This is a genomic window from Oscillatoria sp. FACHB-1406 (assembly GCF_014698145.1).
Classification (GTDB): domain Bacteria; phylum Cyanobacteriota; class Cyanobacteriia; order Cyanobacteriales; family Spirulinaceae; genus FACHB-1406.
Window position 1 is genome coordinate 97,837 of sequence record NZ_JACJSM010000005.1, and the last position, 26,352, is coordinate 124,188.

At 49.0% G+C, this 26,352-nt stretch carries 24 protein-coding genes and 17 tRNA genes; 14 read left to right on the plus strand and 27 right to left on the minus strand.

Annotated features, from left to right (window positions below; all coding sequences use genetic code 11):
* Positions 1–135: 135 nt before the first annotated feature.
* Complete coding sequence (locus tag H6G50_RS07355) at positions 136–594, plus strand: tetratricopeptide repeat protein (protein WP_190714789.1); 459 nt, start codon at positions 136–138, stop codon at positions 592–594.
* A 150-nt stretch (positions 595–744) separates the two neighbouring features.
* On the opposite strand, the gene H6G50_RS07360 is transcribed toward H6G50_RS07355, so the two are convergent.
* On the minus strand, positions 745–1,083 hold the full coding sequence (locus H6G50_RS07360; RefSeq protein ID WP_190714791.1) for an STAS domain-containing protein: 339 nt from the start codon (positions 1,081–1,083) through the stop codon (positions 745–747).
* A 394-nt stretch (positions 1,084–1,477) separates the two neighbouring features.
* Here H6G50_RS07360 and H6G50_RS07365 point away from each other — a divergent pair, with 394 nt between their 5' ends.
* Positions 1,478–1,672 carry a hypothetical protein gene (locus tag H6G50_RS07365; RefSeq protein WP_190715040.1) on the plus strand — a complete coding sequence of 65 codons (195 nt, stop codon included), beginning with the start codon at positions 1,478–1,480 and terminating at the stop codon, positions 1,670–1,672.
* Between the two features lie 22 nt (positions 1,673–1,694).
* Here H6G50_RS07365 and H6G50_RS07370 read toward each other — a convergent pair whose 3' ends face one another.
* A complete protein-coding gene (locus tag H6G50_RS07370; RefSeq protein ID WP_190714793.1) occupies positions 1,695–3,035 on the minus strand; it encodes an FAD-dependent oxidoreductase in 1,341 nt (446 codons plus the stop codon).
* Positions 3,036–3,376: 341 nt separating this feature from the next.
* On the opposite strand from H6G50_RS07370, the gene H6G50_RS07375 reads away from it, so the two are divergent.
* A complete protein-coding gene (locus tag H6G50_RS07375; RefSeq protein ID WP_190714795.1) occupies positions 3,377–3,754 on the plus strand; it encodes a phage holin family protein in 378 nt (125 codons plus the stop codon).
* A 36-nt stretch (positions 3,755–3,790) separates the two neighbouring features.
* Entirely contained in the window at positions 3,791–4,468 is a 678-nt protein-coding gene (gene queC / locus H6G50_RS07380) for a 7-cyano-7-deazaguanine synthase QueC (protein ID WP_190714797.1), read from the plus strand.
* A gap of 134 nt (positions 4,469–4,602) precedes the next feature.
* On the opposite strand, the gene H6G50_RS07385 is transcribed toward queC, so the two are convergent.
* A complete protein-coding gene (locus H6G50_RS07385; protein WP_190714799.1) occupies positions 4,603–6,285 on the minus strand; it encodes a M14 family metallopeptidase in 1,683 nt (560 codons plus the stop codon).
* A 437-nt stretch (positions 6,286–6,722) separates the two neighbouring features.
* Between H6G50_RS07385 and sds the strand changes: the two genes are divergently transcribed.
* Positions 6,723–7,694 (plus strand): solanesyl diphosphate synthase, encoded by a 972-nt coding sequence (gene sds / locus H6G50_RS07390; protein WP_190714801.1) that lies wholly within the window; start codon positions 6,723–6,725, stop codon positions 7,692–7,694.
* A gap of 47 nt (positions 7,695–7,741) precedes the next feature.
* On the opposite strand, the gene H6G50_RS07395 is transcribed toward sds, so the two are convergent.
* From H6G50_RS07395 to dapF, 5 genes are all read right to left on the minus strand, one after another.
* Positions 7,742–8,485 carry a hypothetical protein gene (locus H6G50_RS07395; RefSeq protein ID WP_190714803.1) on the minus strand — a complete coding sequence of 248 codons (744 nt, stop codon included), beginning with the start codon at positions 8,483–8,485 and terminating at the stop codon, positions 7,742–7,744.
* A 191-nt stretch (positions 8,486–8,676) separates the two neighbouring features.
* The gene (locus H6G50_RS07400) at positions 8,677–9,282 is read right to left on the minus strand and encodes a VWA domain-containing protein (RefSeq protein ID WP_190714805.1); all 606 of its coding nucleotides are present in this window, start codon (positions 9,280–9,282) and stop codon (positions 8,677–8,679) included.
* Between the two features lie 95 nt (positions 9,283–9,377).
* Positions 9,378–11,165 carry a metallophosphoesterase gene (locus tag H6G50_RS07405; protein WP_190714807.1) on the minus strand — a complete coding sequence of 596 codons (1,788 nt, stop codon included), beginning with the start codon at positions 11,163–11,165 and terminating at the stop codon, positions 9,378–9,380.
* Positions 11,166–11,170: 5 nt separating this feature from the next.
* Positions 11,171–12,322: a hypothetical protein gene (locus tag H6G50_RS07410; RefSeq protein WP_190714809.1), complete on the minus strand. Its 1,152-nt coding sequence runs from the start codon at positions 12,320–12,322 to the stop codon at positions 11,171–11,173.
* Between the two features lie 61 nt (positions 12,323–12,383).
* Positions 12,384–13,226 carry a diaminopimelate epimerase gene (dapF, locus tag H6G50_RS07415; protein WP_190714811.1) on the minus strand — a complete coding sequence of 281 codons (843 nt, stop codon included), beginning with the start codon at positions 13,224–13,226 and terminating at the stop codon, positions 12,384–12,386.
* Between the two features lie 27 nt (positions 13,227–13,253).
* Here dapF and H6G50_RS07420 point away from each other — a divergent pair, with 27 nt between their 5' ends.
* The 5 genes from H6G50_RS07420 to H6G50_RS07440 all read left to right on the plus strand — a co-directional run bounded on the left by H6G50_RS07420 (position 13,254) and on the right by H6G50_RS07440 (position 16,991).
* Positions 13,254–13,466: an RNA-binding protein hfq gene (locus H6G50_RS07420; protein WP_190714813.1), complete on the plus strand. Its 213-nt coding sequence runs from the start codon at positions 13,254–13,256 to the stop codon at positions 13,464–13,466.
* Between the two features lie 84 nt (positions 13,467–13,550).
* Positions 13,551–14,411: a M23 family metallopeptidase gene (locus tag H6G50_RS07425; RefSeq protein WP_190714815.1), complete on the plus strand. Its 861-nt coding sequence runs from the start codon at positions 13,551–13,553 to the stop codon at positions 14,409–14,411.
* A 437-nt stretch (positions 14,412–14,848) separates the two neighbouring features.
* Positions 14,849–15,406 carry a late competence development ComFB family protein gene (locus H6G50_RS07430; protein ID WP_190714817.1) on the plus strand — a complete coding sequence of 186 codons (558 nt, stop codon included), beginning with the start codon at positions 14,849–14,851 and terminating at the stop codon, positions 15,404–15,406.
* Between the two features lie 231 nt (positions 15,407–15,637).
* Positions 15,638–16,318, plus strand: a complete 681-nt coding sequence (locus H6G50_RS07435) for a sigma-70 family RNA polymerase sigma factor (protein ID WP_190714819.1) — start codon at positions 15,638–15,640, stop codon at positions 16,316–16,318.
* A gap of 124 nt (positions 16,319–16,442) precedes the next feature.
* Positions 16,443–16,991, plus strand: coding sequence for a Fis family transcriptional regulator (locus tag H6G50_RS07440; protein WP_242032745.1), 549 nt, complete (start codon positions 16,443–16,445; stop codon positions 16,989–16,991).
* 79 nt (positions 16,992–17,070) lie between these two features.
* Here the strand turns inward: H6G50_RS07440 and pheA are convergent, their stop codons facing one another.
* On the minus strand, positions 17,071–17,919 hold the full coding sequence (gene pheA, locus H6G50_RS07445; protein WP_190714821.1) for a prephenate dehydratase: 849 nt from the start codon (positions 17,917–17,919) through the stop codon (positions 17,071–17,073).
* 602 nt (positions 17,920–18,521) lie between these two features.
* Here pheA and H6G50_RS07450 point away from each other — a divergent pair.
* From H6G50_RS07450 to H6G50_RS07460, 3 genes are all read left to right on the plus strand, one after another.
* Positions 18,522–19,073: an RNA 2'-phosphotransferase gene (locus tag H6G50_RS07450; protein ID WP_190714823.1), complete on the plus strand. Its 552-nt coding sequence runs from the start codon at positions 18,522–18,524 to the stop codon at positions 19,071–19,073.
* A 558-nt stretch (positions 19,074–19,631) separates the two neighbouring features.
* The gene (locus H6G50_RS07455; protein WP_190714825.1) at positions 19,632–19,916 is read left to right on the plus strand and encodes a hypothetical protein; all 285 of its coding nucleotides are present in this window, start codon (positions 19,632–19,634) and stop codon (positions 19,914–19,916) included.
* Between the two features lie 70 nt (positions 19,917–19,986).
* Positions 19,987–20,439, plus strand: coding sequence for a hypothetical protein (locus H6G50_RS07460; protein WP_190714826.1), 453 nt, complete (start codon positions 19,987–19,989; stop codon positions 20,437–20,439).
* Between the two features lie 93 nt (positions 20,440–20,532).
* On the opposite strand, the gene H6G50_RS07465 is transcribed toward H6G50_RS07460, so the two are convergent.
* Complete coding sequence (locus tag H6G50_RS07465) at positions 20,533–21,438, minus strand: tetratricopeptide repeat protein (RefSeq protein ID WP_242032746.1); 906 nt, start codon at positions 21,436–21,438, stop codon at positions 20,533–20,535.
* 198 nt (positions 21,439–21,636) lie between these two features.
* On the opposite strand from H6G50_RS07465, the gene H6G50_RS07470 reads away from it, so the two are divergent.
* The gene (locus H6G50_RS07470; RefSeq protein ID WP_190714828.1) at positions 21,637–23,676 is read left to right on the plus strand and encodes an elongation factor G; all 2,040 of its coding nucleotides are present in this window, start codon (positions 21,637–21,639) and stop codon (positions 23,674–23,676) included.
* A gap of 56 nt (positions 23,677–23,732) precedes the next feature.
* Here the strand turns inward: H6G50_RS07470 and H6G50_RS07475 are convergent.
* From H6G50_RS07475 to H6G50_RS07555, 17 genes are all read right to left on the minus strand, one after another.
* Positions 23,733–23,811: transfer RNA gene (locus tag H6G50_RS07475), tRNA-Leu, on the minus strand.
* Between the two features lie 64 nt (positions 23,812–23,875).
* Positions 23,876–23,949: transfer RNA gene (locus H6G50_RS07480), tRNA-Leu, on the minus strand.
* 3 nt (positions 23,950–23,952) lie between these two features.
* A tRNA-Gln gene (locus tag H6G50_RS07485) sits at positions 23,953–24,026 on the minus strand.
* Position 24,027: 1 nt separating this feature from the next.
* A tRNA-Gln gene (locus H6G50_RS07490) sits at positions 24,028–24,105 on the minus strand.
* A 15-nt stretch (positions 24,106–24,120) separates the two neighbouring features.
* A tRNA-Asn gene (locus H6G50_RS07495) sits at positions 24,121–24,192 on the minus strand.
* Positions 24,193–24,200: 8 nt separating this feature from the next.
* Positions 24,201–24,274: transfer RNA gene (locus H6G50_RS07500), tRNA-Phe, on the minus strand.
* 66 nt (positions 24,275–24,340) lie between these two features.
* Positions 24,341–24,430, minus strand: a tRNA-Ser gene (locus tag H6G50_RS07505).
* Positions 24,431–24,444: 14 nt separating this feature from the next.
* Positions 24,445–24,534: transfer RNA gene (locus tag H6G50_RS07510), tRNA-Ser, on the minus strand.
* Between the two features lie 143 nt (positions 24,535–24,677).
* A tRNA-Ser gene (locus H6G50_RS07515) sits at positions 24,678–24,767 on the minus strand.
* 6 nt (positions 24,768–24,773) lie between these two features.
* Positions 24,774–24,847: transfer RNA gene (locus tag H6G50_RS07520), tRNA-Arg, on the minus strand.
* 70 nt (positions 24,848–24,917) lie between these two features.
* A tRNA-Ser gene (locus H6G50_RS07525) sits at positions 24,918–25,006 on the minus strand.
* 34 nt (positions 25,007–25,040) lie between these two features.
* Positions 25,041–25,124, minus strand: a tRNA-Tyr gene (locus H6G50_RS07530).
* Between the two features lie 76 nt (positions 25,125–25,200).
* A tRNA-Lys gene (locus H6G50_RS07535) sits at positions 25,201–25,272 on the minus strand.
* An 87-nt stretch (positions 25,273–25,359) separates the two neighbouring features.
* Positions 25,360–25,435: transfer RNA gene (locus H6G50_RS07540), tRNA-Glu, on the minus strand.
* Between the two features lie 311 nt (positions 25,436–25,746).
* Positions 25,747–25,821: transfer RNA gene (locus tag H6G50_RS07545), tRNA-Trp, on the minus strand.
* 9 nt (positions 25,822–25,830) lie between these two features.
* Positions 25,831–25,902, minus strand: a tRNA-Met gene (locus tag H6G50_RS07550).
* 55 nt (positions 25,903–25,957) lie between these two features.
* Positions 25,958–26,032, minus strand: a tRNA-Asp gene (locus tag H6G50_RS07555).
* Between the last annotated feature and the right edge of the window lie 320 nt (positions 26,033–26,352).

Consider the following 26,352-nt stretch of genomic DNA (forward strand, 5'->3'; position numbering starts at 1 on the left):
TTCATCCCTTGACCGCAGACTTGACCCTGACTGTAGCAATCGTTAGTATAGATTAAAACTAAATACTTTTTCAGTTCTTTTCCACATCATTAATCCTTCACCTACATACCCTCTCACCTATCCGTGCAATTACTTATGAACGGAGCGAATTCCACTCCTCAAAACGACGAAGCTCACCTCAACGATCCCCAATATTGGTACGCTCGTGGTGAAGAACTGGCTAGCCTCGGTCAGTACGAACAAGCCTTGAACTGCTACGATAAATCCCTAAACCTACAGCCCGACAATATTCAAGCTTGGATTCAATATGGCTGCATTCTCACGCAACTCGATCGCTATGCAGAAGCTTTAATTGGATTTGAAGCCGCCTTAGCCCTCGATCCTCGCGATGAAACGGCTTTATTATTCAAAGGTGTTGCGTTACATCAACTTGGCGATTACGAGCAAGCTTATTTAGTCTACGATCGCGCCGAAGGCGTAGAGCGCGGGATGCTATCGACCCAACTGTTACACTTGGGTCATAAACTCCTCGCAGCTTGTGGGTTCTCCAAGCCGAAAGCGCCCGTTGCTCCCGGCGAGCGAGTGAAGCGTTGATGGAAACCTTCGCCGTCTCTCACCCCTAACGCAAAGCGGGACGTTGGAGCCAACGTCCCGAGATGAGGTATAAAAATGAGTCTGCTGTCGAAAGTCCCTCAACGGTCGATCTTCCGATAATTTAGGCTTGTGCTTCAATTTCAACTCACTCTACTCGATAACTGAAAATTCGCCCGCTAAACGATCTTCAAACATATCAAAAGTCCTATCAAGCTGAGTCAGTTCAAACACAATCCGGACTGCGGGCGGTACGGAACAGAAGATCAGACGTTTGTTCAAACTGTTCGCCAGACGATAGGCCGTTACCAGTGTCATCAAGCCAGCACTATCGAGAAATTCAACCTTTGATAAATCAAGCTGCAACACTGAGAGCGCGGGTTTGGCAAGTTTTTTCATCAACTGCCCTCTTAACTCTTCTGCATTCACCGCAGTTATACTGCCAAACAGTTCGATGGTTGCAATTTTTTCGGAGACGATTGAATGAGTCACGGCTTCTGTCTTTAATCCTTAACTAAGAGGTGTGAAGTTATCTCAATGTTCTGACGATAACGATAATTTTCGCGAGCGACTAGAGGTTTCCGCCAAATTTGTCGAATCTTTATTAAAATCTGAAGATGCTTGAAGATTGTATGAATTTTAGGGAGAACTGGCTCTATTTGTAATTTCAATCACTTTCTGGCATCGTCCAATTTGCTAGAGTTGGCGTTCTCACGCGCAACCCTAAAATCGGGCTTATTCGCGAATAACTATCAATTTAATAAGCAGTTTCTAAATCTTTCAATTCTGACAATAGCACGAACCCAAAAAACTTAGTGATTCAGATCAACGCGCGCGACCACCGAAAGAGGGATGATAAGAAATGCCCAGTTCCAGGTATACAGCCGTGAATACGACCTATTCGATTCGCCTTCTCGTTGGAAAAGCGCTCCACCTGCGACAGTTAACGCCTGATATCGAAAACGCTATTAACTCAGAACTGACACGCCTGGGTTATATCTCGGATATTGACTACGAAGCATTAGAACTTCTCATGGCTGAAATGGATGCGGGACGAATTCAGCTTGTGGCAAGTCCTTAAAACGGTGTTCTCTTCACCTCTATCATCGCGAAACGGCGGCTAAATCGTCGTAGAAGGCTTTTTGGTCGAAAGTATACTCTTGACCTAAGAAACCCACTATTTTCTCGGCATCTTCAGCAGCATTTTGCAAGCAGGTAGAAGCACCCGGGGAAGGGGTAATATTGAAGAGAATTTTATCCCCGATAATTTTGGCTTGCCCGAGTTCGAGGCTGCGAGTTTTAAGGTTGACGATCTGCGGTCGCAGACCGCCATAACCGCGCGCGTATCGTAAATCTTGGAAACGAATATCGGGAACAATTTTTCTGACTTCGCGTAGGAATAATTGCTTACCAATTCCGGGAACATCGTAGAGAAAATTGCGAAGAATATAGGTAAAAAAGAAGGGATCGGCAAGAATTTTTAAAAAACTGGCGATCGCGTCAAGACTCAGCCCCGCAGTGCGTAAATAATCCCAAAAGGTTTGATAGTTGTGCCGTTCCAGCAGCGGTACGACTTTCGCCGTCGGACCGAAGCGGGTGGTATTGGGATCGTCTACCTCCGGATCGCCATGAATCGCTGCAAAAGGTAGCTTTTTAAGCTGTACGCTATACACTTTTCCCTGCAAAACTTGCGGCGCGCTATAAAAACTTCCCGCCGCACAAAGTAGGGCGTAATGACTTCCGTAACCGAGGGATTTAGCAAACAGCAAACTATGCGCCCCCGCAGCAACCGTAACGGTTTTAGCTAAAATCGAACCGCGATCGCTCTCGAGGCGATACAATTCTCCCTCACGTTCGATTTTATTAATCGCAGTTCCTAACCGAAGGTCAATCTTTTTATCGGTACGTTCTAAGGCGCGATCGAGAAACGATTGAGAGAGTTTTTGAAAGTCGATTGTATAACCTTCCGGGGTATAAAGCGCTAAAATCTCTTCGGTTTCATCTCTCCCTTGAAGGACATTCGGTTCGATCGCGCCGATTTCTTCTCGTTCGATGAGGCGCAATTCGGGAAAGAGAGATTTAAACTCTGTATATCGTCGCTCGAGGGTTTTAATTTGTTCTGCCCCAACCGCGAGAACCATCTTAGAATACTGCGTATAAATTTTGCGATCGCGATCGAAACGCAATAGATAATTCTTGACTAAACTTGCAGCACGATTGACCTTTTGCGCCGTTTCTAAAGTGTAATTGGTTTCAATATCGCCGAAATGAAGGGTTTGACTGTTACTGGTTCGATGAGAATTGACCCGAGCGACTTCTTCGTATTTCTCGATCAATAACAAATTATTAAGATTTGTGTAGTGACTCAAGGCATAGAGTAAAGAGGTTCCGGAAACACCCGCGCCAATAATTGCAACGTCATAAATTTCGGTTGGGGAAGACATCTCGATCCAGGTTGATGCAGAAGAGTTCGTAGTTTTATTGTAGCGATTCCTGTGAGTTTGAGGGGTAGCCTTTGAAACAATTGCCGACCTGAAATCCAGAAAAAATGCCGATATCGGGCGTTCGCCAATAGGAGTGTTACGGACTAGGAGCTACCATTTTACAGTCGATCGCGCGATCGCCGACTGCTGTCTGTAAATTATTAGCGGAGCGATCGCTTAATTCAAGCCATCTCAGCAATGGACAACGGGCAAGGAATAGGGTACAAATGAAGTCAACGGTCAACGACCCTTAGTAAGAGACTATCGCTCAAGTCCATTTTGAAACTCTAGGAGCAGGAAAAATGCTATTAATCTCATTTTTACTCACGGTGTTAGTGACAGCTATTAGCTTAGTTATTATCTCAAAATTACCGTTAGGAATTGAAGTCGATAGTTTTGGCAAAGCAGTCATTGCCGGACTGGTATTCGGTTTGCTTAATGCTCTCATTAAACCCATTTTAACTTTTTTATCGTTACCTTTAATTGTTCTTACTTTAGGTCTCTTTTACTTCATTCTCAACGCAATAATTTTTGCTATAGCAGCAAAATTAGTAGAAGGGTTTCGGTTGCGTTGGGGTATATGGAGCGCCTTACTCGGAGCATTTGTTTTGAGCATTCTCAACTCAATTCTCGGTCAAATTTTGAGTCAAATTATTCCGACGGCAACGACAGGAAGATAAAAGTTTTAGGAAAGCTTTGAACGGAAGAAAAACGCGATGAGTGAAAAACCAAAAGCCGTTGTTTTACTATCGGGTGGCTTAGATTCTGCCACCGCCGCCGCGATCGCGTTATCGGAGGGGTACGACGCGATCGCCCTATCTTTTGACTACGGACAGCGACACCATCGCGAACTCGAAGCCGCAAAGATCGTCGTGCAAACGTTAGGGATTGCCGAACATTTTATCGTTGCGATCGACTTAGCACAATGGGGCGGTTCCTCGCTAACCGATCGCGCTTTAACCCTCCCCAAAGACGGCGTACAGCCCGGAATCATCCCTTCAACTTACGTTCCCGGGCGCAATACAGTTTTCATCGCGATCGCCCTTTCCCTCGCTGAAGCGCGCGGTGCAGAAGCCATTTATTTAGGCATCAACGCTGTCGATTATTCCGGCTACCCCGACTGTCGCCCCGAATACCTCGAAGCTTACCAAAACTTAGCGAATTTATCCTCAAAAGCCGGAATTGAAGGAAAAGCGCCAAAATTGCTTGCCCCACTCGTGCTGTTAACCAAAGCCGATATCCTGCGGCGCGCCTTAGAACTGGGCGTTCCGGTAGAACTCACTTGGTCTTGCTATCAGGGTGGTGAGAAACCTTGCGGAAAGTGCGATTCTTGCCGGATTCGCGATGAGGCTGCGATCGCGATCGGACGACCCGATCTTGTAGGTAATTCGTAATTCGTAATTCGTAATTCGTAATTCGTAATTCGTAGTTCGTAGTTCGTAATTCGTAATTCGTAATTCGTAATTCGTAATTCGTAATTCGTAATTCAGAATTCACCACTCATCACTCATAATTTATAACTCATAATTCATAAAACTGCTTCCGCTCGCACAACACCCGCGCGATCGTGGCGCGCCGTTAACTGAACCGTAGTACCCGCAGGCGCGCGCACGATCCATTCCACCTTACCTCGGTCTTGCGTTTCGTCGCCCTGATGCCAAACAATACCAGAAGGCTTGAGATTTCTTCCTTCTAGCTGCCCGATATCGACCTGTCTCTTACCGAATTCCAAGCACGCGCCTTCGGGCAATTCGATACTGCACAAACAGCCGCGCGCTAGCTTTTTCTCCAAAGCCTTTTGGGTAACATTCGTGGGCAGCCAGCCCGTATTCTGGATGACGAAGCTAACGCGATAAGTATTGTCGCCTAAAGGCTGCGCGATCGCGCTGTGGAGTTCCAAGCGCGGCGAAATCAGCAGATGCCAAACCAACCACTGTGGGAAGGGCGCAATTTCGCACTCTAAGCGATTGTGGGGCGGGTTGCACCATGTATAAAGCTCGTTCCAGCCTCCTAACTCGATTTTGCCCAATTGCGGATGCTCGAAGGGATACCAATCGATATACCCCTCACCGTCCAGTTCTTCATCGTGCCAGCGTAGCAATTTCAATTCGTCCTCAAACGGATGTTCTCGGAACCAGTCGATATAGCGATCGTCGGTAATTCCGGCTTGTCGCATCGGACTCCACAACTCCACCGTCCAAGCGAATACGCCCCGATCTTCGTACATCCAATCGTCGAAAGCTCCTGTTACCACCTCCTTGGGGTTGGCGCGGTAGCCGTGGTAAATTGAAATCGCGGGATAGCCGGTGAGTTCGGTTCCTTTTTTGCCGATCGCGCCATAAGTCCGGCGATCGCGCTGCGGCAGGTCGTCGTCGCTATACTGAGAAGAAGGACGCAGCAACAGTCCCCCCATCGTATGGAACGAGAGCGAGCCGGTAATATTGGGGTGAGAAGTGGCGAAATCGACCAGCGATCGCACTTCGGATTCGGAAGTCGGATAAGGGCCCGCCCCGTCCTGTTCGTCATCCTGCCGCCAATTAAAGGGAAAATTGCGATTAAAATCCAAGCCTTCTTTCGGCGCTTGCAACGGAATCTGAAGGCCATCGTAATTCTCGATCGTGCCTTCCGGGAGTAGACGATAATACTCGCCCCCCACTTCCGTCGGTTCCCGCAGCATCATCAAGCGCGGATCCGCAGGCGACACCTTCCACGGACCATTGGTATCGGGAACGCGCATGGTTAAAATGCGCCCGTCGCCGTCGATATCCTCCATCACCAGTCCATCTTCCTCAACATCCGAACCGGGATAAACGCGGGTTCCCGAACGAATAAACTTGGGCGAGTCGCTTAGGGCTAATTCTGCGCCGTCGGGGTTGACGCGAGGGCAGATATAAAAGGCGCGCGTATCGAGACAGCGCGTTATCTCGCGATCGCATCCATACCCTTTAACTAACGCATGAATCAGGTAAAGGCAAGCTAAAGAGGGTGCAATTTCGATCGCGTGGATATTACCATCAATCCATAAAGCAGGTTTCTCCTCGGCGCGGCCTGTCACCCGATTCGTTGCCGTTACCAACCAAATTTCGCGTCCTTCGTAGCTTTTTCCAATGCTACAGAGATCGATTAGGTGTGGGAACTCCTGCGCGTAACCTTGGAGAATTTTGGTTAACTCGTTATAGCGGTAATATTGGTTGAAGCGAACCTCTGGCATAGCAATGGGGGCAATTAACAATAGATCGCAAACCGTCGTTAATTAATAGTTTTCCCAAAAAGAAAAACAATTGATGTACCCCGAGCGTCAACTGTTTTCGAGCCGAGCAACCAGCTACGACCCAACAGCTAACCTTTTTAAGGAGATTGCGATCTGAATATTCCCTCGGCTGCACCCAATACCGAGATCGCACGGCTTTCCCCGCAATTCCCCAAGTCCCTGGCACTTTCCCAAAAATTATAAACCCCTGGTAAAAATCTATGCAAACTCCGCGAGGATACACTCAATCCTCGATCCGGTTTTTCCTCAAAAGACTGACTCAGCACGGCCCCCAAGCAAAACGATGATTTTCCAGACCCGTTAAAGACTAGACGCTCGTGAAAACTGTTAGAGTATATGTAAACTTTCGTAACTTTCGCGCCCAACCGGGTTAACCGATGACATCAGCAACTTCCCTGTTCGCGCCCGTCGAGACGGATCTGAGCATCTTGGCGGACAACCTCAAACAACTGGTCGGTGCCGGCCACCCTATCCTCAGCGCTGCCGCAGAACATTTATTTGGGGCGGGAGGGAAACGCTTGAGACCGGCAATCGTTCTTTTGGCATCGCGCGCAACGCTTGGCGATCGCGATCTTACCCCGCGCCACCGTCGCTTAGCAGAAATTGCCGAAATGATCCACACCGCCAGTCTCGTCCACGACGACGTGATTGACGAAGCGGAGTTGCGCCGCAATGTCCCCACCGTCAATAGCATCTTTGGCAACCGTATTGCCGTATTAGCAGGCGATTTTTTATTCGCTCAATCTTCTTGGTATTTAGCTAACCTCGAAAATCTCGAAGTCGTTAAACTCCTTTCTGAAGTCATTCGCGATTTTGCTGAAGGAGAAATACGCCAAGGACTCAATCGTTTCGATACCAGCTTATCGATAGAAGCTTACCTCGAAAAAAGTTATTACAAAACTGCTTCCCTAATCGCTAATAGCGCTAAATCTGCCGCTATCCTGAGCGAAACTTCCAACGAAATTGCCGAACACTTATATAGTTTTGGCCGTCACTTCGGTCTCGCTTTTCAAATTGTCGATGATATTTTAGACTTTACGGCTTCGACGGAAGTTCTGGGCAAACCGGCCGGTTCTGACTTGATTGGTGGAAATTTAACGGCTCCCGTCCTCTATGCAATGGAAGAAAATCCTTACCTGGAAGCTCCCATCGAGCGAGAATTTTCCCAAGCGGGGGATATCGAACAAGCGCTGACGATTATTCGAGAAAGTCGCGGAATCGAGCGATCGCGGGATTTAGCCGCCCACCACGCGCGCTTGGCAATGGAGGAACTGCAATATCTCAAACCTTGCGAAGCAACTCAAGCGTTAGCAGCGCTGACAGACTATCAACTCGGTCGTGCATTTTAATAGCTTTATGTAATTATCAATTATGAATTAATAACACTGAATATAAATTAAGAATTTGCCAGCGCTTCTAAATAATCAATGGCGGCTTCCAAACGCGACTCGTAGGAACTGGCAAACTGCTCGAACCAGAATCCTTCATCCGAATAAGGATCCAATTTTTTCAACCATTGCTCTGCCTTACTTTTCAAGGCTTCCCGCCGTCGCTCTCGTTGTTTTTGGGCGAGAAATTGCTCCCGTTTTTCCGTTTGTTCGCGCTCTAGCTGTGCGTCTAAATCCTGTTGTTTAAACTCCGATTTGAGTTCGCCTAAAAGTTTATCCATACGAGGATCGGCGGCACGGATTGGAGGGGGCGCGGGTTTTTGGTTTCCAAACTTCGATTTTAAATTGCCTAATAATTCATCGACTCCGCCCTGGGTTGAAGGGGTGTTTTTCTGTTGGTACTCGGCTTTCAGTTGGGCGAGTTGATTATCGGGATTGGCAGCGGGTGAGGACGAGGAAAACTCGGATTTAAGTTCGGCTAGCATTGCATCCATCCCAGAAGATTGTGGCGCATTCGGCGCAGTTTTACTCTGAAATTCAGACTTAAATTCTGACAGTAAGCTATCGAGCGCGCCAGCGGATTTATCTTCAGACATCTGGGAGCGAGGGGGTTGAGAGGGGGGTTGAACTTTCGCTTTTAATTCTGCCAAACGCGCATCGAGTTCCGATTCTCCCGGCGTTGAGGCAGGAGGGGACATTGCCTGTTGTTTTTGGGCAAATTCTGCTTGTAATTGCGCTAAAAATTCATCCATATTAATTGACAATTGATAATGGATAATTAATAACGAAGAGGAGATAATTGATAATGGACAATGGACAATGGATAACGAAGAGGAGATAATTGATAATGGACAATGGACAATGGATAACGAAGAGGAGATAATTGATAATGGACAATGGACAATGGATAACGAAGAGGTTTCAACGACTCATTAATCATAATTTAATCAATAATTGCGTTAATCAAAACTTCCGTTAACGTCATATCTTCCATATCATCCATCGTTACGGTATCGACAATATCGAACTTTGCACCGGCGCTTTGTAAGTCGTCGTCGAGAATTTTCAGGAATTTAGTTGCATCGGCATCATCGCCGACTTGAATGAAGGAGATGGCGAGTTCTTCGTCGCGATCGATCTGCCGCGATGCTTCTACGATAACGCGCATTACTGCTTTGCGATCGTCCGGTTCGCCGTCGGTGACAACCAAGATCGTTTCGCCATTGGGTTTAGTCTGTCCGGCAGCTTTGCGCCGCAGGTAATCTGCGATCGCGTCTTGGAGAACGTTAGCGAGATCGGTGCGTCCGGAGGGTTCGTTTTCGCGGAAAATTTGCGACACTTTAGTGGAGGTAACGTTATCGTAGCGCCTAAATTTACCGGAAAAGGTGTAAACGGTAATGCCATCGGGATCGAATTCTTCGCATTTACTGGCGATCGCGAGGGTCGATTCTTGCATCGCTTGCCAACGACTTCTGCCCCCCGCTTGGTCTTTAATGGACATACTGCCGCTTTTGTCAATAATCAGCGTATAATCTCTAGCCTCTAGCATTAGATTCTCCCATCTATAGCCTGCCGTTCTGAGGGCGCGCCTCGCCGTTAGCGACAAGACGGCTTAATCAACACTATAACAATTCTCAGGCGAACTTAAGCCGGGGGAGAAAGTAATGAAAATTCATCAAACTTTACAACTTTTAAGCTAGGGTCGCGCGTATCAAAACGGTAACTGCTAACCTTTCCGCGCTCGGTGTCAAAAATACTAAAAGCTGAAATTTCGTTACTGGAAAAATAAGGCAAAGGTTGACCGCTATTGTCTGTTAAGGGCGCAAGTGTCGGGACAATCGGTTTGAGTCCATTAGGGTCGCCGACTGCAATATAAGTCCCTTCTAACTCTGGCGGAATCGATCGCTGTTTCTGCCCTAAATAAGCGCCGTAGGTATTACCGACATTAGACGATTCGAGGAAGTTAACCCCGCTATTATTAACGAAACGATTCCAAACATGAGAATGACCGTAATAAACCAGTTGAACGCCTGCGGAATTTAATAACGGTTCGAGGTCGCGAATAATATAATCGTTTTCAATCGGATAGTGATAGCGAACGGATTGAACTTTTTTGTCCGGCGTATATTCGATAATGGGAACGGGATCGGTGTAGGGCGGAACGATATTATCGCCCAAAGTATGCGCGGGATGGTGAAACATAACGATTTTATATTTCGCCTGCTTGAATTCGGGACTATTCAGTTCTTGTTGAAGCCATTTGTATTGCTCGCTGTCTTTCGCAATCGGCTCAAAAATATGCTGTCCGTAGCCCCAATCTTCCATCCGATTCAAATGGTTTTTTCCTTCGCAGTAGCGCCCGCGTAACTCGCATTTTAAATCCGGCGATCGCCAAATATTCGTTACGAATAAGGAAATCAGGCGAATATCGCCAAATGTTACCGCGTAGTATTTTTCGCCGCCGGACTGACTTTCAGGAAGGGTGAAAATCTCTTCGTAGGTATCGCTATTAAAAGAATTCGCTTTAATCCAAGCTTGTTCGACTTCAGGAGTGCGGTGTGGATTGATTTTAGCAGCAGCAAGCTGGTATCGTTGCGCGGCAACCGAACGAGGGATAGAATCGCTAAACTGCTCGTTTAACCCTTGCGTTGTCGAGTAGCGCCCCATGACTTCATGGTTGCCGATCGCGGAATAGAATGGAGTCGATTGCAACAATGCACCGCCTCGATAAACCGTCGTTTTGCCGTTAAATTCGAGCTTATAGCGCGCTCGCCCTTGCAAAGCGGGAAAAAAAGCCCCACCGCGAGCATCATCAAACCATTCCGACGCGCGATCGGGAATATTGACCAAATCTCCCGCCATAAAGATAGCATCCACCTGCCCGACCGTTTCCGCCACCTTTTGAAAATTTGCCGCCACCATCGGCATCAATTGATGGTCGGAGGTGAGTAAAATTTTTAAAGGCGTTCCCGCTTTTGGTTTAGCGGCGAGGGTAAACGAATTGCTGCGGAAGATTTCACCGTTTTCGCGCGTACTCGAAACGCGATAGGGAAGGCGTTGTCCCGCCGACAGTCCGCTAACCTGCGCTTCGTGTCGCCAAATCGGACGCGAAACGGGTTCCGAGGCGATATTCTTCATCCCCTCGCGCCTCGATTTTTCGTCTTCGCGAGCGTGCGTTAGCTGCGTTGTTGTCGCCGTAACTTCTTGTTTAAATCCGCGTCCGAAAGCAACTGCATGACGAACGCCGGGAAACTCAGTAAACCACACGACGCGAACGGAATCTTCGGTCGGTAACTGAAGAAAGGGATCGCTGAGGAGTCCTGCATCTGTTGCAAGCTGACCGGTTGCGCGAGTCGAGGAAGCCACGAACGCTGCCGCAATCGCAAGCAGAAGCATAATAATCCCTTGAAACCGGCGATCGCGAATTTTCATCCTTTCTACGAATGAGGATGCGTTCCCTTCAGCTTATCCACCACCCAATCGAATGTCGATAAAACTTGCTCTCGCGTCGAATCATCAGCGACCGTCGAAATTTGAAAATTCGGCAAGCGCCGTTCCATCGGATTCGTCGGTAAAGCTAAACCGATCGAACTCATTTTCGCGATCAATTCGTACCACTCATTTTCGCTATCAAAAGGGGGCAAATTTGCATAGACATCCGAAACAATTTGTAAGGTTCCGTCAATCCCGACAAAAAAGAGTTCTGCTGCTTTTTTCTGAGCTTTAAACTTAACCGCGAAACCGCCGTAAGAATCCCCCGTCGCCCAATAAGTTTGAATCAAGGGAGCATAATCGATTGCCCATTGATAAATTTCTTGAACGAACGTCGCTTCATCTTCGCCATAACGCGCTTCGTATTCGCTCAAGAACGAGCGATCGTTCCACTGTCGTCGTTCGCGCGCCGTACTCGACTTTTTATACAAAGCTTCAGCGGTTTGACCGATGACATTAGAAGCTAGGGTTTTCATCCCGTCGTCGCTGATATATTGCTTAATTTCAACCGCCAGAACTTCCGCCGGATCCATTTGTTTGTTGAGAAATTCAACCACCCGTTGTAATTCTGCGGTAACGGAATCGGACACAAAAATCAGTCGAACTTTCCCAGCTTGTAAGTTCGTTTTAACCTGCTGCCAGAATTGCTCCTCATCGGCATTACTGCCGAGAAATTCTTCAAAAACTTGTTCGGGATCTCGGTTAGCGCTGCGACAGTTGGCTTCAAATTGCGCCAAAATCGACTCGACAGGCCAAGATAAAACTGCATTAGCTGCGCAGTCAAGCATTTGACCGAGCCTATCCTTTCGCGTCCGGTCATCATTGCTGTAACGAACATCCACAAAGGTGGGGATGGCTTGTTGGTCGAGGAAAAGGCGTTCGAGAGACCACTGTTGCCCTTCTAAATCTTCATTAACAGCCGTGAGAGAGCGCTTGACTAAAAGCCAGTGACGCTGGCGATTATTCGTCTGCACCGCTGCAAGCAGATTGGGATATTTATCGAGGAGATCTTGTAAAAGCGTTTCCGAATCGTAGGGTTTTTCGTTCATTTCGACCAAATGGTCGTCTTCTTGAATGAGATAGATACCGCCGCTCACGCTTGATTCCCCCTTTGGTTGCCGTCCATATATCGATTATCTTGCAAGCTAATCTCCGTTCCTAGTTATATTTTCCCTGAAACACTCGCTCGGCGGGGCCGGTCATATAAACCCGCTGCGTCTCCTCCGACCAGTGTAACTCGAGGGGGCCGCCGGGAAGTTCGACGGTGCAGGCGCGATCGCACCGTCCGTTTAATACGCCCGCCACAACGGAGGCACAAGCCCCCGTCCCGCAGGCGAGAGTAATCCCGGCCCCCCGTTCCCAAACGCGCATTTTCAGGTAATCCGATTTCACCACTTCGATAAACTCGGTATTGGTACGCTGGGGGAAGACGGGATGATGCTCGAATTTCGGCCCGATGCTTTCTAAGGGGATTTGGGCGACATTATCAACAAAAGTAATACAGTGCGGGTTGCCCATGCTGACGCAAGTTACTTGCCAAGTTTTTCCTTCGACTTCGAGGGGACAGTCGATCGCTTTTTCGTCGGCGGCGGCGAGGGTGGTAGGAATCTCAGCGGCTAGCAGTTGGGGCAGTCCCATATCGACGGTAACGCGCCCGTTCGCCTCTAGGGTGGGGCGGATTTCGCCAGCGAGGGTATGAATGCGGTATTGTTTGCCGACGATTTCGCTGCCTTCGAGTTCGGCGAGGAAGCGCGCCAGACAGCGAATGCCGTTGCCGCACATTTCCGGTTCCGAGCCATCGCTGTTGTAGATCCGCATGGTGTAATCGGTTCCGTCTTGTCCGGGGAGAGCAAAAATTACCCCATCCGCGCCGATCCCAAAATGGCGATCGCACATTTTAGCGGCTTGTTCGGGGGTTAAAATCGGCTCGGAGCGATGGCGATTATCGATTAAGATGAAGTCATTGCCCAGACCGTGATATTTACTAAACTCAACGCTCATAGAAAATCTGCAACAGAATAGAAGTTTATGAATGAAGCTGATACGGGATTGCCAAATTTTCGCCAAGTTCAAGGGTTTATTAAGGAGAACCAAGCGGTCGAGCTTAAGCTGCTGACGGGCGACCTGATTTCCGGTCGGGTGTTTTGGCAAGATTTACATTGCATTTGCGTGCGCGATGAGTCCGAGCAGTTAGTGACGATTTGGCGACACGCGATCGCCTATCTCAAGTTGAAAAATTAATTCCTGAAATCCGCGTTCGAGGTGCGTCTTTGTTATTGTACCCCCGAGTTCGTTCGATTGAGTCTGTAAGACAATAGAGTTTCGATGACCTCTTATTTTTCCCTTCCCCTCAAACTGACGAGCGCTGCGGTTGCTGGTTTCACCCTCGCCGCTTCACCCGCTTTAGCGCTAGAAGTCACGGTTAACCCCACGAATCCTCGCCTCGGCGATACGATTTCAACGGTTATCCAACTCGAGGATTCCGCCTCGCCCCCAACGGTAACGTTGAACGGTCAATCCTACGCCGCCTTCCAAATCGGCGGCAATCGCTATCGCGCCCTTCTACCCACGACTCCCCTCGACCGTCCCGGTTCGCGATCGGTGCAGGTTGAAGGAGATGGGCAAACGCGCAATCTGAATTTGCAATTGCGCGATCGCGATTTTGCCGTACAGCGGATTCGCGTTGCGGGCGGCGGCGACAATGCTACGGAAATGGAGTTGGCGCGGGTAGCAGCGTTTAAAGCGCTGGTTACGCCAGAGAAGTTTTGGAGCGGTCCTTTTCTCAAACCGACTTCGGGTTCGGTTTCGACGGAGTTTGGGGTACGCCGTTACTATAATGGCGTATTCGCGCAGGATTATTACCATCGCGGCGTGGATTATGCGGCGAGTACCGGAACGCCGGTGATTGCGCCAGCGGGCGGGCGAGTTGCTTTAGTGGGGCGCGAGTCTGAGGGGTTTCGCTTGCATGGAAATGTAGTGGGAATCGACCACGGACAGGGCGTGGTTAGTATTTTCCTTCATCTGAGTCGGATTAATGTTAAGGAAGGCGATGTCGTGCGTGCGGGGCAGCAAATCGGGGCAGTTGGCTCGACGGGGGCGGCAACCGGGCCGCATTTGCATTGGGGGCTATATGTGAATGGGAGCGCGATCGATCCGGTTCCTTGGCGCTATACAGGAATTGAGTGATTGACGCAGGTTTGAAGCATTGAGGGTCGATTATACGGCTACTTTTCTTCTAGGAAAGTGAATTAATTTAAATCCGTATATTCAACATGGAACGCGATCTTTCCGGAGTTCGAGCCGACCGAAATGGAGAAGTCAGATGATGTTAATCCAACAGATGATGGGGGAATTATTAATCTATTTCAGAAGATAAATTTGCTGAAGTTTTGACAGAGCTTACTCGGATGGCATTTTTAAAAACTCCCACTAGAATTTGATTGTGCGGTTTAAAACTGGCTCTGCTGAAATCTCAGCTTAATAAGTACATTTATATCATCTCAGTAGGAAGGGGCAGGGAGAAATCCTAAGTATTCTTGCTTTTTTTGCCTTCTCCACCGGAGAGATTATCATAGAGCCATTAGCCAACTAGATTCACTATTGAGAACAGGTAATGTAAAGCAATGAGTATTGAAGAAATTGTGGAACAAGCATTGCAGGACGGCTATCTTACTCCAACGATGGAAGCGGAAGTGGGTCGCATCTGCGATACGGCTTCGGAGTTAACAATTGAAGAGTATATGGCGCTCGATCGCTTGATGGGATCGCTGCTGACCGGAGAAGTGGTAGCTGTTCCGCGCAAACAATTTATTAACGTGATGGAAGAGTTGGTGCTGAGCGAATCAATTACGCGCGTTGCCGAGATCGAAGCGACTAGCGATAGCGTTTTGGATGTCGGCGATATTGCGGCCTACGCCCTCAACCGCTTGCCGCCCCTTTATGCAACCACCGAGGAAGGCGCGAGTTTCCAACGCAGCAAAGCCAAACAAGAACTTCAGGAGTTGATCGACCAGCAAATTGATGAAGCCATCTCGCGCAACCTCGATCGCCCCGATGTTAATGTCGGTAAAGAACCAATTAAAGCTAACCTGAAACCCTCAAACGTGGAAACGCTCAAGCAAGTTAGCAGCTTGTTGCAATCGTATGCCCCTAATTTTGAGGGACAAACAACCTCAAATTAACAGTAATTTCGAGTAAGCGGTTCATTCTCGCATCCCTACAGCAAGACTCCCTGAAATCCCTGTTGTAGCAATCGAGCCAGTGGGCGGTATAGTAAGCCTCAGAGCCGGTTGTGGCTGAAGTTAGAAATCGTCGCTCGCCCTTGAAGGCAACCCGGACGAAGGACTGGAACTTTTCCGGAAGTGCAGCAGTCATTTCGGAAGGAGGATAAAAGTCGTGCCTTCAAGCGAGTTATGAATCAATCAATTTCTGCTGCACCCTGGTCAACTGGTAAGGGCCAAGCCATCAGCCCCTCTCTTCCCGAAGTCGTGGTGTCCCCTCCCGATAAACTGCCGAACTACGATTTGATTTTGCGCTGTCAGGAAGGCCTCAGACCTGACCGCGCAGCTTTTGCTGAGTTGCTGCGTCGTTACAATCCTCACGTCGAGAAGATTCTCTATCATTTAGCGCCGGATTGGCAAGATCGCGCCGACCTCACGCAGGAAGTTTGGATTCGCGTTTACCGCAATGTTAAGCGCTTGCAAGAACCGGCGAAGTTTAAGGGGTGGTTGAGTCGCATTGCGACTAACTTGTTTTATGACGAACTGCGCAAGCGCAAGCGCGTTGCGCCGCCGCTGTCGCTCGATGCGCCCCGCACGATGGATGACGGCGAGATGAGTTGGGAAATTGCCGCAGATGCCCCGAGTCCGGAAGATAGCCTAGCGACGCGAGAGTTTTACGAAAAGCTGCAAGGTGCGATCGCGGAATTGCCGGAAGCCTTTCGCACGACGATTATCCTCCGAGAAATTCAAGGCTTAGCTTACGAGGAAATTGCAGAAATTACCGGCGTTTCCCTCGGAACGGTTAAATCGCGAATTGCCCGGGCAAGAACTCGACTGCAATCGGAACTTCAGCCGTATCTCGACGGTCAGTAATTTCCGAAGTGATAATGTTAAAATTCCCAAAGCGATGGCTCGAGCGAAATATCGAGCGTGCAATCTATCAAACACTATCCTCGTCAGGGTGCTGCGAGGTACGCAAGATTGAAGGTGATGTACTATGAGTTCTCAATTCAACTTTAACACTCGAAAATCCATGCCCTCGGCGACGGATAAAATGATGACTCTCGATAGCTCTGGACGCGATCGCTTCGAGCTACTCAGCGCGTACCTCGACGGCGAAGCAACGGCAGCGGAACGCCAGCAAGTCCAGCATTGGTTAGATCGCGATCCGGAAGTTCAACAACTTTACCGCAGACTGCTCGCTCTGCGCCGAGGATTTCAAACGCTCCCAACTCCGGTTCCCGCGCAATCGAGCGACGAAATCGCGCGCGGGGTGTTCCAACGCCTTCGCAAACGCCAACTCAAGCGTACAGCCGTTTTGGGCGGCGGCGCGATCGCGGCGGTTCTTGTGGGGACGCTCTCGAGCTTGCTCTCGAGCGGACAAACCCCGGGCCTAAAATTTGCCGAATCTAACCCATCGCTCTACACCGCTGCGATTTCTTCCTCTCCGATTGACGGCGAAATGTTGAAGATTGCGATCGATCGCCCCGTGGTGGAAATTCCTAAAGCTGCCGTCTCCACAGACCTTAAGAAGACCGAGCCTTAGAAGTTTATCCGCAGCACGATTTGAATAATTTGTCAAGGGCAAGCGAGAAAAATCGACCCATTCTCCTTGCCCGATTTTATTAGGTCAGGGAACAAGGTGGGAGCGCAACGACATCGTAATTGCCAAAAATCTTGAGCGGGGTGGCATATTCGGCGAGTTCGGCGAGGGCGGCTTGGATGTGAGGTTGCGTTGCATCCACCTCGAGGTCGATGAAAAAGATATACTCGCCCAAGAGTCGTTTCGTCGGGCGCGACTCGATGCGACTCATATTAATGCTGCGTTTGGCAAAGATTTGTAGGGGTTTAACCAGCGCGCCCGGTACATTCGCCGCCGTGCCGAAAGCGAGGGAAATGTGACTGCCGCCCGTGCTGGGTTGCAAGCCAACCACCCAAAAGCGCGTGCAATTGCCGGGAAAATCGCTAATATCGCCCGCTAGGATGGGAAGTTCGTAGAGATGGGCAGCGCGAGGGGAAGCAATGGCAGCCGCCGTCAAATCGCGATCGAGGTAGTCCAGCGCTTCCGTCGTCGAATTCATCGCCACTAACTGCGCTTGCGGCAAACTGCGTTCCAACCACCTTTGGCATTGCGCGATCGCTTGCGGATGGGAATACACCTTCGCAATCGCCTCCAAAGACTCCGCGCGCGACAGAAGAACGTGAGCGATCGGCAAAATCAACGCCTGCTGAATTTGCAACCCATCCAACTCCCAAAACAAATCCAGCGAGATCGCCACGCTACCGCCGATGGAATTTTCGATCGGCACAATCGCGAGATCTGCTTCCCCTTGCGCCACGCTGCGTAACGTTCGCGCAATATCCGGGTAAGGACAAAGCAAAACCTCCTCGCCAGGATTTGCCTCGCTATAAGCCAAAGCAGCCGCTTCTGAATTTGTACCCGGTGGCCCCAGGTAAGCCAAAGAAATCCCCATCGCTTCTGTTGCAGGTTACATCTTTCTAGATTAGCCCTTTGAGAGCAGATTGCTTAGCGATCGGGGTAATACCCATTCAAAATTAAAAATTAAAAATTAAAAATGAAGAAACCTAGATAGATTAGGGGTTTCAGCCTCAAGATGTGTCGTCCGAACTCGGAGAATTGGTATAAGGTGGTTAGGCGATCGCTAGATTTGCCTAAAAAGGTAGATTTTCGCCCGCCGTAACGCACCGATTTAAAGCCCTACTCTCCTCAATTCTCGCTGAATATAATGAGATTATGGTGCGTTACGCTTCGCTAACACACCCTACATAGCCCTTGGGTAGGGTGTGTTAGGCATTAGCGAGATTGGGCTAAAAAAGGTAGATTTTCGCCCGCCGTAACGCACCGACTTAAAACCCTACTCTCCTCAATTCTTGCTGAATATAATGAGATTATGGTGCGTTACGCTTCGCTAACACACCCTACATAGCCCTTGGGTAGGGTGCGTTAGGCATTAGCGAGATTGGGCTAAAAAAGGCAGAAATCAAAGGCTCCGAGCATTGTCCATTGTCAATTATCCGAGACGTTATCCATTGTCAATTGTCAATTATCAATTAAATGAACCCTTCCCGCCTCATTAAAATTAGTCGATACTTGAGCAAACACTTGCGCCATCAACCGGAACGCTTGGGATTAACGCTAGCGGCGGGGGGATGGGTTGAAGTGGATAAATTATTAGCAGCGTGTAATGAAAATCAGTTTCCTTTAACGCGCGCCGAACTCGAAGAAGTCGTAGCAAAAAATGACAAACAACGTTTTTCTTTCGATGAAACAAAGACTTTAATTCGCGCTAACCAAGGACATAGCGTTGAAGTTGACCTTCAACTCAAAGCGCAAATTCCACCCGATATTTTGTACCACGGAACGCCCAAACAAACCGTTCCGCTGATTTTTGAATCGGGTTTAAAAAAGATGGCAAGACATCACGTTCATCTCTCGTCAGACATTGCAACGGCGATAAAAGTGGGCGCGCGGCGGGGCTATCCGGTAGTATTCGCGATCGATGCTGCTACCATGCAGAAAGAAGGTTTTATCTTTTATTGTTCCGATAATGGCGTGTGGTTAGTCGATAGCGTTCCGACGCAATATCTTAAACCCATTCCGTTCTAGAAATAGTAGGTTGCGGTTCAGTTAAAACATCTTTAAATTAGGTAATACAAACCCCCTCCCCTCTCCCCATCCTGCATGACGCAACAGTTCTTGGGTAGGGTGCGTTAGGCGTTAGCTAGATTGGGCAAAAAAGGCAGATTTTTCGGCACGCCGTAACGCACCGACTTAAAGCCCTGCTCTCCTCAATTCTTGCTGAATAGAATGAGATTACGGTGCGTTACGCTGTTGCTAACACACCCTACTTGGTTCTTGGGTAGGGTGCGTTAGGCGCTCCCCAGATTGGGCAAAAAAGATAGATTTTCGGTAACGAGATTACCGAACAGTCGCCGCGCTCCTACTTTTAGAAATAATACAAGCTCAGTTAAATTAATGAAGGGTTACAGTTCGCTAACGTACCCTTTTTTTATGAGACTTAAAAGCAGTGGAGACGTTACAGATCGTGTCTTTACCGGAAATATAGGGGGCAAAGGCTGCGAGTACCATTTTTTTACTATGGAGCGATTAAAATTCTGCCTTCTCTCGCGCTAAAAATAATTAATATTTGCTTTACAAGTCGCCTTGAACTATGTTGAAATTATTAGAGCATCTTCAAGAAATTTTACAGGCTTAATGAAGAGAAAATTCGAGGACTTGTTGTCTGATTTCGTTTGGCCGTGGTGGTTTCCCTATCCGAGTTCGTGGCTGAGGACGGCGCTTTTAGTTCCTCTTGCCTTTCCTTTCAATGTTTTGATTCTTTCTGGAATTGTTGGCATTTTTATTTCTGCTTCCGAACAAAATTGGGCTATTTTAGTATTTTCTATCATTGCGGGACTTATTTTGCCGACTCTTATCTTGTCCTTATAATTCTCGCCCAAATCCTCCCGCTAGAACAATAGATCCCATTAATTTAGAATTAGCAAAATTGCGAGGCGATATGGGGCTAACTTCTGTCAGTAAACCTCAAGGCAAACGCATTTATAAACAACCTTCCGCGCGATCGCACTCCTTCCCCTTAAGATACCTACAACTTCCCGCGTTTATTTTAACGGGATTAGGCATCGCGCTGGCGTTCTATTTCGGGGTAAAACACTTGCCGCTCGCCCCACAAACTGAAACATTTCTTCCTACCGTAACCCCTTCTTTAAGCGCGCCAATTGTTCAGTCCGATCCCTTTGCAGAAGCCGTTAAAAGTGCTACAACAGCCGCTCAACTCGCCCAAGTTGCTAAAACCTCTTCCGATTGGCAGCTTGTCGCTCAACAGTGGCAAACAGCCGCAACTTTAATGAATAGCGTACCTTCCGATCGCGTTCAATTCAACCTCGCCCGTCAAAAAGCTGTAGAGTACGAAAAAAACTTTCAATACGCTCGGAAAAATGCCGAAAAGTAGAGATGAATGGTTCTTTAGTGACTATTTATCAATTTTTTATTCTGTCCTGTAGGGACGTTATATATAACGTCCCTACAGAGTATCGATCGCATTTTACCGGCGATCGAGTTGTCGCAATAAGGTTTCGGCATGGGCTGCCCATTCTGCATTACCGCGATCGCGGTACAAATCTCTGGCATACTGTAAAACCCGTCGCGCTTCTTCGGGACGATTGTCGCTCAAAAATACCAATCCCGCACCGTAATAAGCGTTGGGATAGTTGGGATTGGCGGCACTAGAACGGCGAAAGGCATCAAGGGATGCTTCGCGATCGCCCCGATTGAATAAAATAATCCCTAAGTTATACAGCGCTTCTTCGTACTGAGGGTTAATGCGAATCGCTTGTTCTAGCCGTTCTCGGGCGGCTTCGAGTTGGTTGCGTTGCAGGTGGATAAGCGCGAGGTGATAGGCGGGTTCGGGGGCGTTAGGGCTGAGGGAAATCGCGCGGTTGAAGCTTTGTTCCGCCCCCTCGAGTTCGCCGAGATCTTTCAGCACTAAACCGAGGTTATAATGGGCAACTCCGAGCTTAGGATCGATCGCGACGGCACGCTGCAAATAGTCTTTGGCAAGCTGCAAATTCTGTCCTTCGTAGAGTGCCGCGCCGAGGTTGGCGTAAGCGAGGGAAAAATTAGGATCGGCTTGAACCGCTTTGTAAAAGGCATCGGCGGCAGGTTGCAAGGCTCCTTGTTGTCGCAGCGCGAGTCCGAGGTTATAGTAAGCGGGGGCGAGACTGGGATCGAGTCGGGCGGCTTCGGTAAAAAAGGCGATCGCATCTTGTACCTGACCTTGGCTGATCCGTTGCAAACCTGCATTCAAATACTCTACAGCTTGCGGTTGCGTAGGCGTGAGAACGGGTAAAGATTGCGAACCGCTGGGACTGCCTAACCCCAAACTCGCGATCGCAACGCCCAGCCCTAGCATTTGTCCCAATTTTAGTCGCATATTGTTGCGTTTATTCATAAAAATTATCAAGAATTGATAGTTAGAAATCTTCCTTCATCGAACGATCCCAAGGTCTTAAAAGAAGTTGCAATTCTGCTCCCGCAACCCTCCAAACGCGGTACTCTCAAAAAAGATTCGGACTGAAGAGTTGCTGGCCGGGAATCCCGTCAATTGTGCGGCTCTTCACCCGCCCATTCAATTTTGGGGGAAAATTTTATGAACGAAAAAGTAGTATCGGGGACTCGCAATGTTGCCATTGTCGGTCCCTACTCCAGTGGTAAAACAACCCTGCTTGAAAGTATTTTATTCGTGACGGGCGCAATCACGCGCAAGGGCAGCATTAAAGACGGCAACACCGTCGGCGATAGCAGCCAAGAAGCACGCGATCGCGGCACGAGTGTTGAAGTCTCCGCCGCCAGCACCCTACTCGACGATATTCGCCTCACCTTCCTCGACTGTCCCGGTTCGGTGGAATTTGCCCAAGAAACCGACAATGCCCTCGTTGGGGCGGGTGCAGCCATTGTCGTTTGCGAACCCGTCATCGATCGCGTCCTCACCCTCGCGCCCCTTTTTAAATTCCTCGACGACTGGGAAATCCCGCATCTCGTCTTTATTAATAAGATGGATCGCGCCAACACCCAAGTCGAATTTATGGACGTTCTGCACGCGCTTAAATCCGTCTCCAGTCGTCCCCTCGTTCCTCACCAATATCCCATCCGTCAGGGCGAAGACTTAGTTGGCTACATCGATTTAGTCAGCGAACAAGCCTATCATTATCATGCTGGCAGTCCCGCCGATCCCGTTCCCCTCCCCGAAGACTTGAGAGAGGAAGAAAAGCTCGCACGGGAGGAAATGCTAGAAACCCTCTCCGAATTTGACGACCATTTATTAGAAGAACTGCTTGAAGAAATCGAACCGCCCCAAGAAGAAATTCTCCAAGATATTCGACAAGATTTAAGCGCGGACTTAATCGTTCCCGTCTTTTTTGGCATCGCCGAACAAGACTACGGCGTGCGCCCACTCCTCGATGCGCTGATTAAAGAAGCACCCGAACCTAGCGTTACTGCCGAACGACGCGGTTTAGAAGCGGGGGCGAACGGCGAGCAAACTTTAGTACAGATTTTAAAAACCTACAATGTTTCCCAAGGCGGAAAACTTTCCCTGGCGCGGGTTTGGCAGGGCGAACTCACCGACGGTATGACGCTCAACGGCGTGCGCGCGGGCGGATTGTATCGCTTGATGGGGCAGCAGCAAGAACCGATTCAAAAAGCCTCTGTGGGGGATATTATCGCGATCGGGCGTTTGGAAGGGATTAAAACCGGGCAAACAATTAGTAATATGCCCGATAAAGCTAAAGAATTGCCGAAGGCGGAACTTTTAGAACCCGTTTACGCCCTAGCAATTGTTCCGGAAAACCGCAAAGATGAAGTTAAACTGAGTGGCGCGCTGGGCAAATTGCTGGAAGAAGATCCCGCCCTGCACTGGGAACAGCACGGCGATACGCGCGAGATTATTTTGTGGGGACAAGGCGAAATTCACTTGCAAGTCGCGCTCGATCGCCTGCGCCGCAAGTACAATCTCCCCATGACCACTCATTTGCCCCAAGTTCCTTATAAAGAAACGATTCGCAACGGCACGAACTCCCACGGGCGCTACAAACACCAAAGCGGCGGACACGGAGCTTTTGGGGATGTTTATTTAGATATTAAACCGCGCGATCGCGGTACGGGTTTCTTCTTCCACGAAACCATCGTCGGCGGTGTCGTTCCCAAACAGTACATTCCCGGCGTAGAAATGGGCGTGCGCGAATATCTCGATCGCGGGCCGTTGGGTTTCCCCGTCGTCGATGTCGATGTTACCTTAACCAACGGATCGTACCACTCCGTCGATAGCTCCGAGCAAGCGTTCAAACAAGCCGCGCGCATTGCCATGAACGAAGGAATGCCCAAATGCAAACCGATTTTGCTCGAGCCGGTTTTAACGGTTGAAGTTTGCGCGCCAACCGAATTTACCTCAAAAGTCTTGCAACTTTCGAGCGGACATCGGGGACAAATTCTCGGTTACGAAGGTATTTCTGATTGGAAAGGATGGGATCGCACCACGGCTTATTTACCCCAAGCAGAGATGCAAAACTTTATTGTCGAGTTGCGCTCTTTGACGATGGGTGTAGGCTTCTTTAAGTGGCAATACGACCACCTCCAAGAAGTTCCCGATAAGCTTGCTGAAAACGTCGTTGCCTCTCGCAAGGATTCTTAAGTTCGGCACTTCAGCGCGATCGGTTATCAACAATCTCTTAGGGTGCATCTGGTTAATACTCCTGGTGGGAGTCGAACCCACAAATTGAAAGACAGGTTTTAAAGCTGCTGCGTCTGCCAATTCCGCCACAGGAGCGAGGTTGAGCGTTGGATTCGCGATCGGAGATAACCCCAATTTGCGAATCCGACATTTCGACCAATACTCCCGGTGAGACTCGAACTCACAACCTGCTAATTTTGAGTTAGCCGCCTCTTCCGATTGGGCCACAGGAGCATACTGGGAAGGAAGGAATCGAACCTTCAACCGCTTGCTTCAAAGGCAAGTCGCTTTACCTATTTGCGTACTTCCCATTGGCTGCCGGAGTAGGACTCGAACCTACAAAACTCCTGTTTCAGAGACAGGCGACGTTACCAATTTGTCTATCCGGCAATCAAGATTTTTGAACTGCCCCAGTGGGAGTCGAACCCACAACCGCGCGGTTAACAGCCGCTCGCTCTGCCATTGAGCTACAGGGCAACGTTCAGCCCCCCAAGTCAGAATCGAACTGACGACCTCCTGTTCTTCAGACAGGCGCTACTACCGACTGAGCTATCGGGGGAAATTCTAAGCAATACTTGGGAATAAGCCAGCGAAATTAATCACTATTCACTCTTCCCTAAAAAGGCGGAGAGAGGGGGATTTGAACCCCCGTTGGATGAATTAAATCCAATCGATCTTTCGAGGATCGCGCCTTTAGCCGCTCGGCCATCTCTCCATTCACAAATAAGGCGGAGAGAGAGGGATTTGAACCCCCGTTGGATGAATTAAATCCAATCGATCTTTCAAGGATCGCGCCTTCAGCCGCTCGGCCATCTCTCCATTCACAAATAACGTCTGATGTGCATTATCCAAAAGTCTTGATTTCCCTCACCCCTAGCCCCTCTCCCAATCGGTGGGAGAGGGGAGAAAGAACAGTAATATCTATCTTTCTGGCTTCTAATTCACATTAGGCGTAAATAAGGCGGAGAGAGGGGGATTTGAACCCCCGTTGGATCGATTAAATCCAATCGATCTTTCCAAGATCGCGCCTTTAGCCGCTCGGCCATCTCTCCCCTTAACGAGAACGGAAGGACTCGAACCTTCACTTCCCAGTTTCGTAGACTGATGTGTTATCCAGTTACACCACGCTCTCATTTTTTTGAAGCATAAATTGTCGATTTTGAATCATCGAAGATTCGCGCTTCAATTATTCCCTAAAAAGGCGGAGAGGGAGGGATTTGAACCCTCGACGGGTGACTAAACCCGCTTCCTCTTAGCAGGAGGATGCCTTAAGCCGCTCGGCCACCTCTCCGAGTTTGAATGTGCGGGAGGGAAACAGCCCGCAATGGGTTGGGAGGGACTCGAACCCCCACGCGCCGATAAGCAACTGATTTACAGTCAGCCTCCTTCACCAATTTGGATACCAACCCTTGAGTTAAACTTTTGAGTTTGTCTCAGTTAATTCATGATTGTTAATTGTTAACTGCTCGCGACTAACTGAAAAGGTAGGCCGCCGGGGAATCGAACCCCGATAATGCCGCTTAAAAGGCGGCTGCATACCCATTCTGCCAACGACCCAAGATGGGAGATGCCCCAGTCGAGAATTGCTCGCAACCGTGCCACTCTTACGAGTAGTTCTCGACTTTTCGGTGCAGGGCATCGTAACAGTGCCGACGGGATTTGAACCCGCAGTTCGCCAGAGTGAAAATCTGGTGGCTTATCCGAGTTTGCCTACGGCACTTTAGCGCTTAAAGATCGAGAATTCAAGATGCAATAATTGGGACAATTTAGGGAATTGAAATTAGGACATTGGGTAGGGTGGGCAGCGCCCACCAGCCAATACTTTTATGCGCTTAGAAACGTACTTTCACGTTTCAAGTAGCGCTATAGCTGATAGAAGTTGTACCGTACAAGTTGAGGAAGCTTCTGTTTTATACAGCCCCCCTGTTTGGCGGAGGCTGTCGGAGTCGAACCGATTAACCTTGCGGTTAATTACCCTTGTTTGTAAGCTTCGCGAGTTAGGATACGGTACTTTACAATCAATCAATTCAATGGCGCGGAGACTAGGACTCGAACCCAGATCGACGGTTTTGGAGACCGCAGTGTTAGCCTTTACACTATCTCCACTTATGTGAGTAGCAGCGACGGGAGTCGAACCCATATGGACTTGGTTATGAGCCAAGCGCTTTACCGTTAAGCTACGCTGCGATGAAAAGCTGAATTTTTCAGCTTGCATGAGTCAGTTTCGGAATCGTTGCAACAACGAGGCTGACGAGGCTCGAACTCGCGATCCTCCTGTTCGACAGACAGGCGCTCTAACCATCTGAGCTACAGCCCCAAGAAGGTTGCAACAATCCCTTAATTCTGCGGATGGAAGGGGTTAACTCGGCGGGTTTGTCGTCCGAATAAGTCGCGTTGTTGCTAGCGGGAGGGCATAGCAGTGCTATGCTCCGACTGGCATCCTTTCAACCTGTACTACAATTTCGATCGCAACTTCGAGCTTTGTAGTATGATGGCTTCGGGGAGTGAATGCGGCTTATCAGTCAACGCCTTCCTTTCTACAGGGTTTGTAAAAGATGTATTACTTATTGGGTTGTCAAGGTTCGTCGGGTGGAGGGGGTTAGCTGTTGTTGTGGCTTTCCCGCTTGCCCTACATTA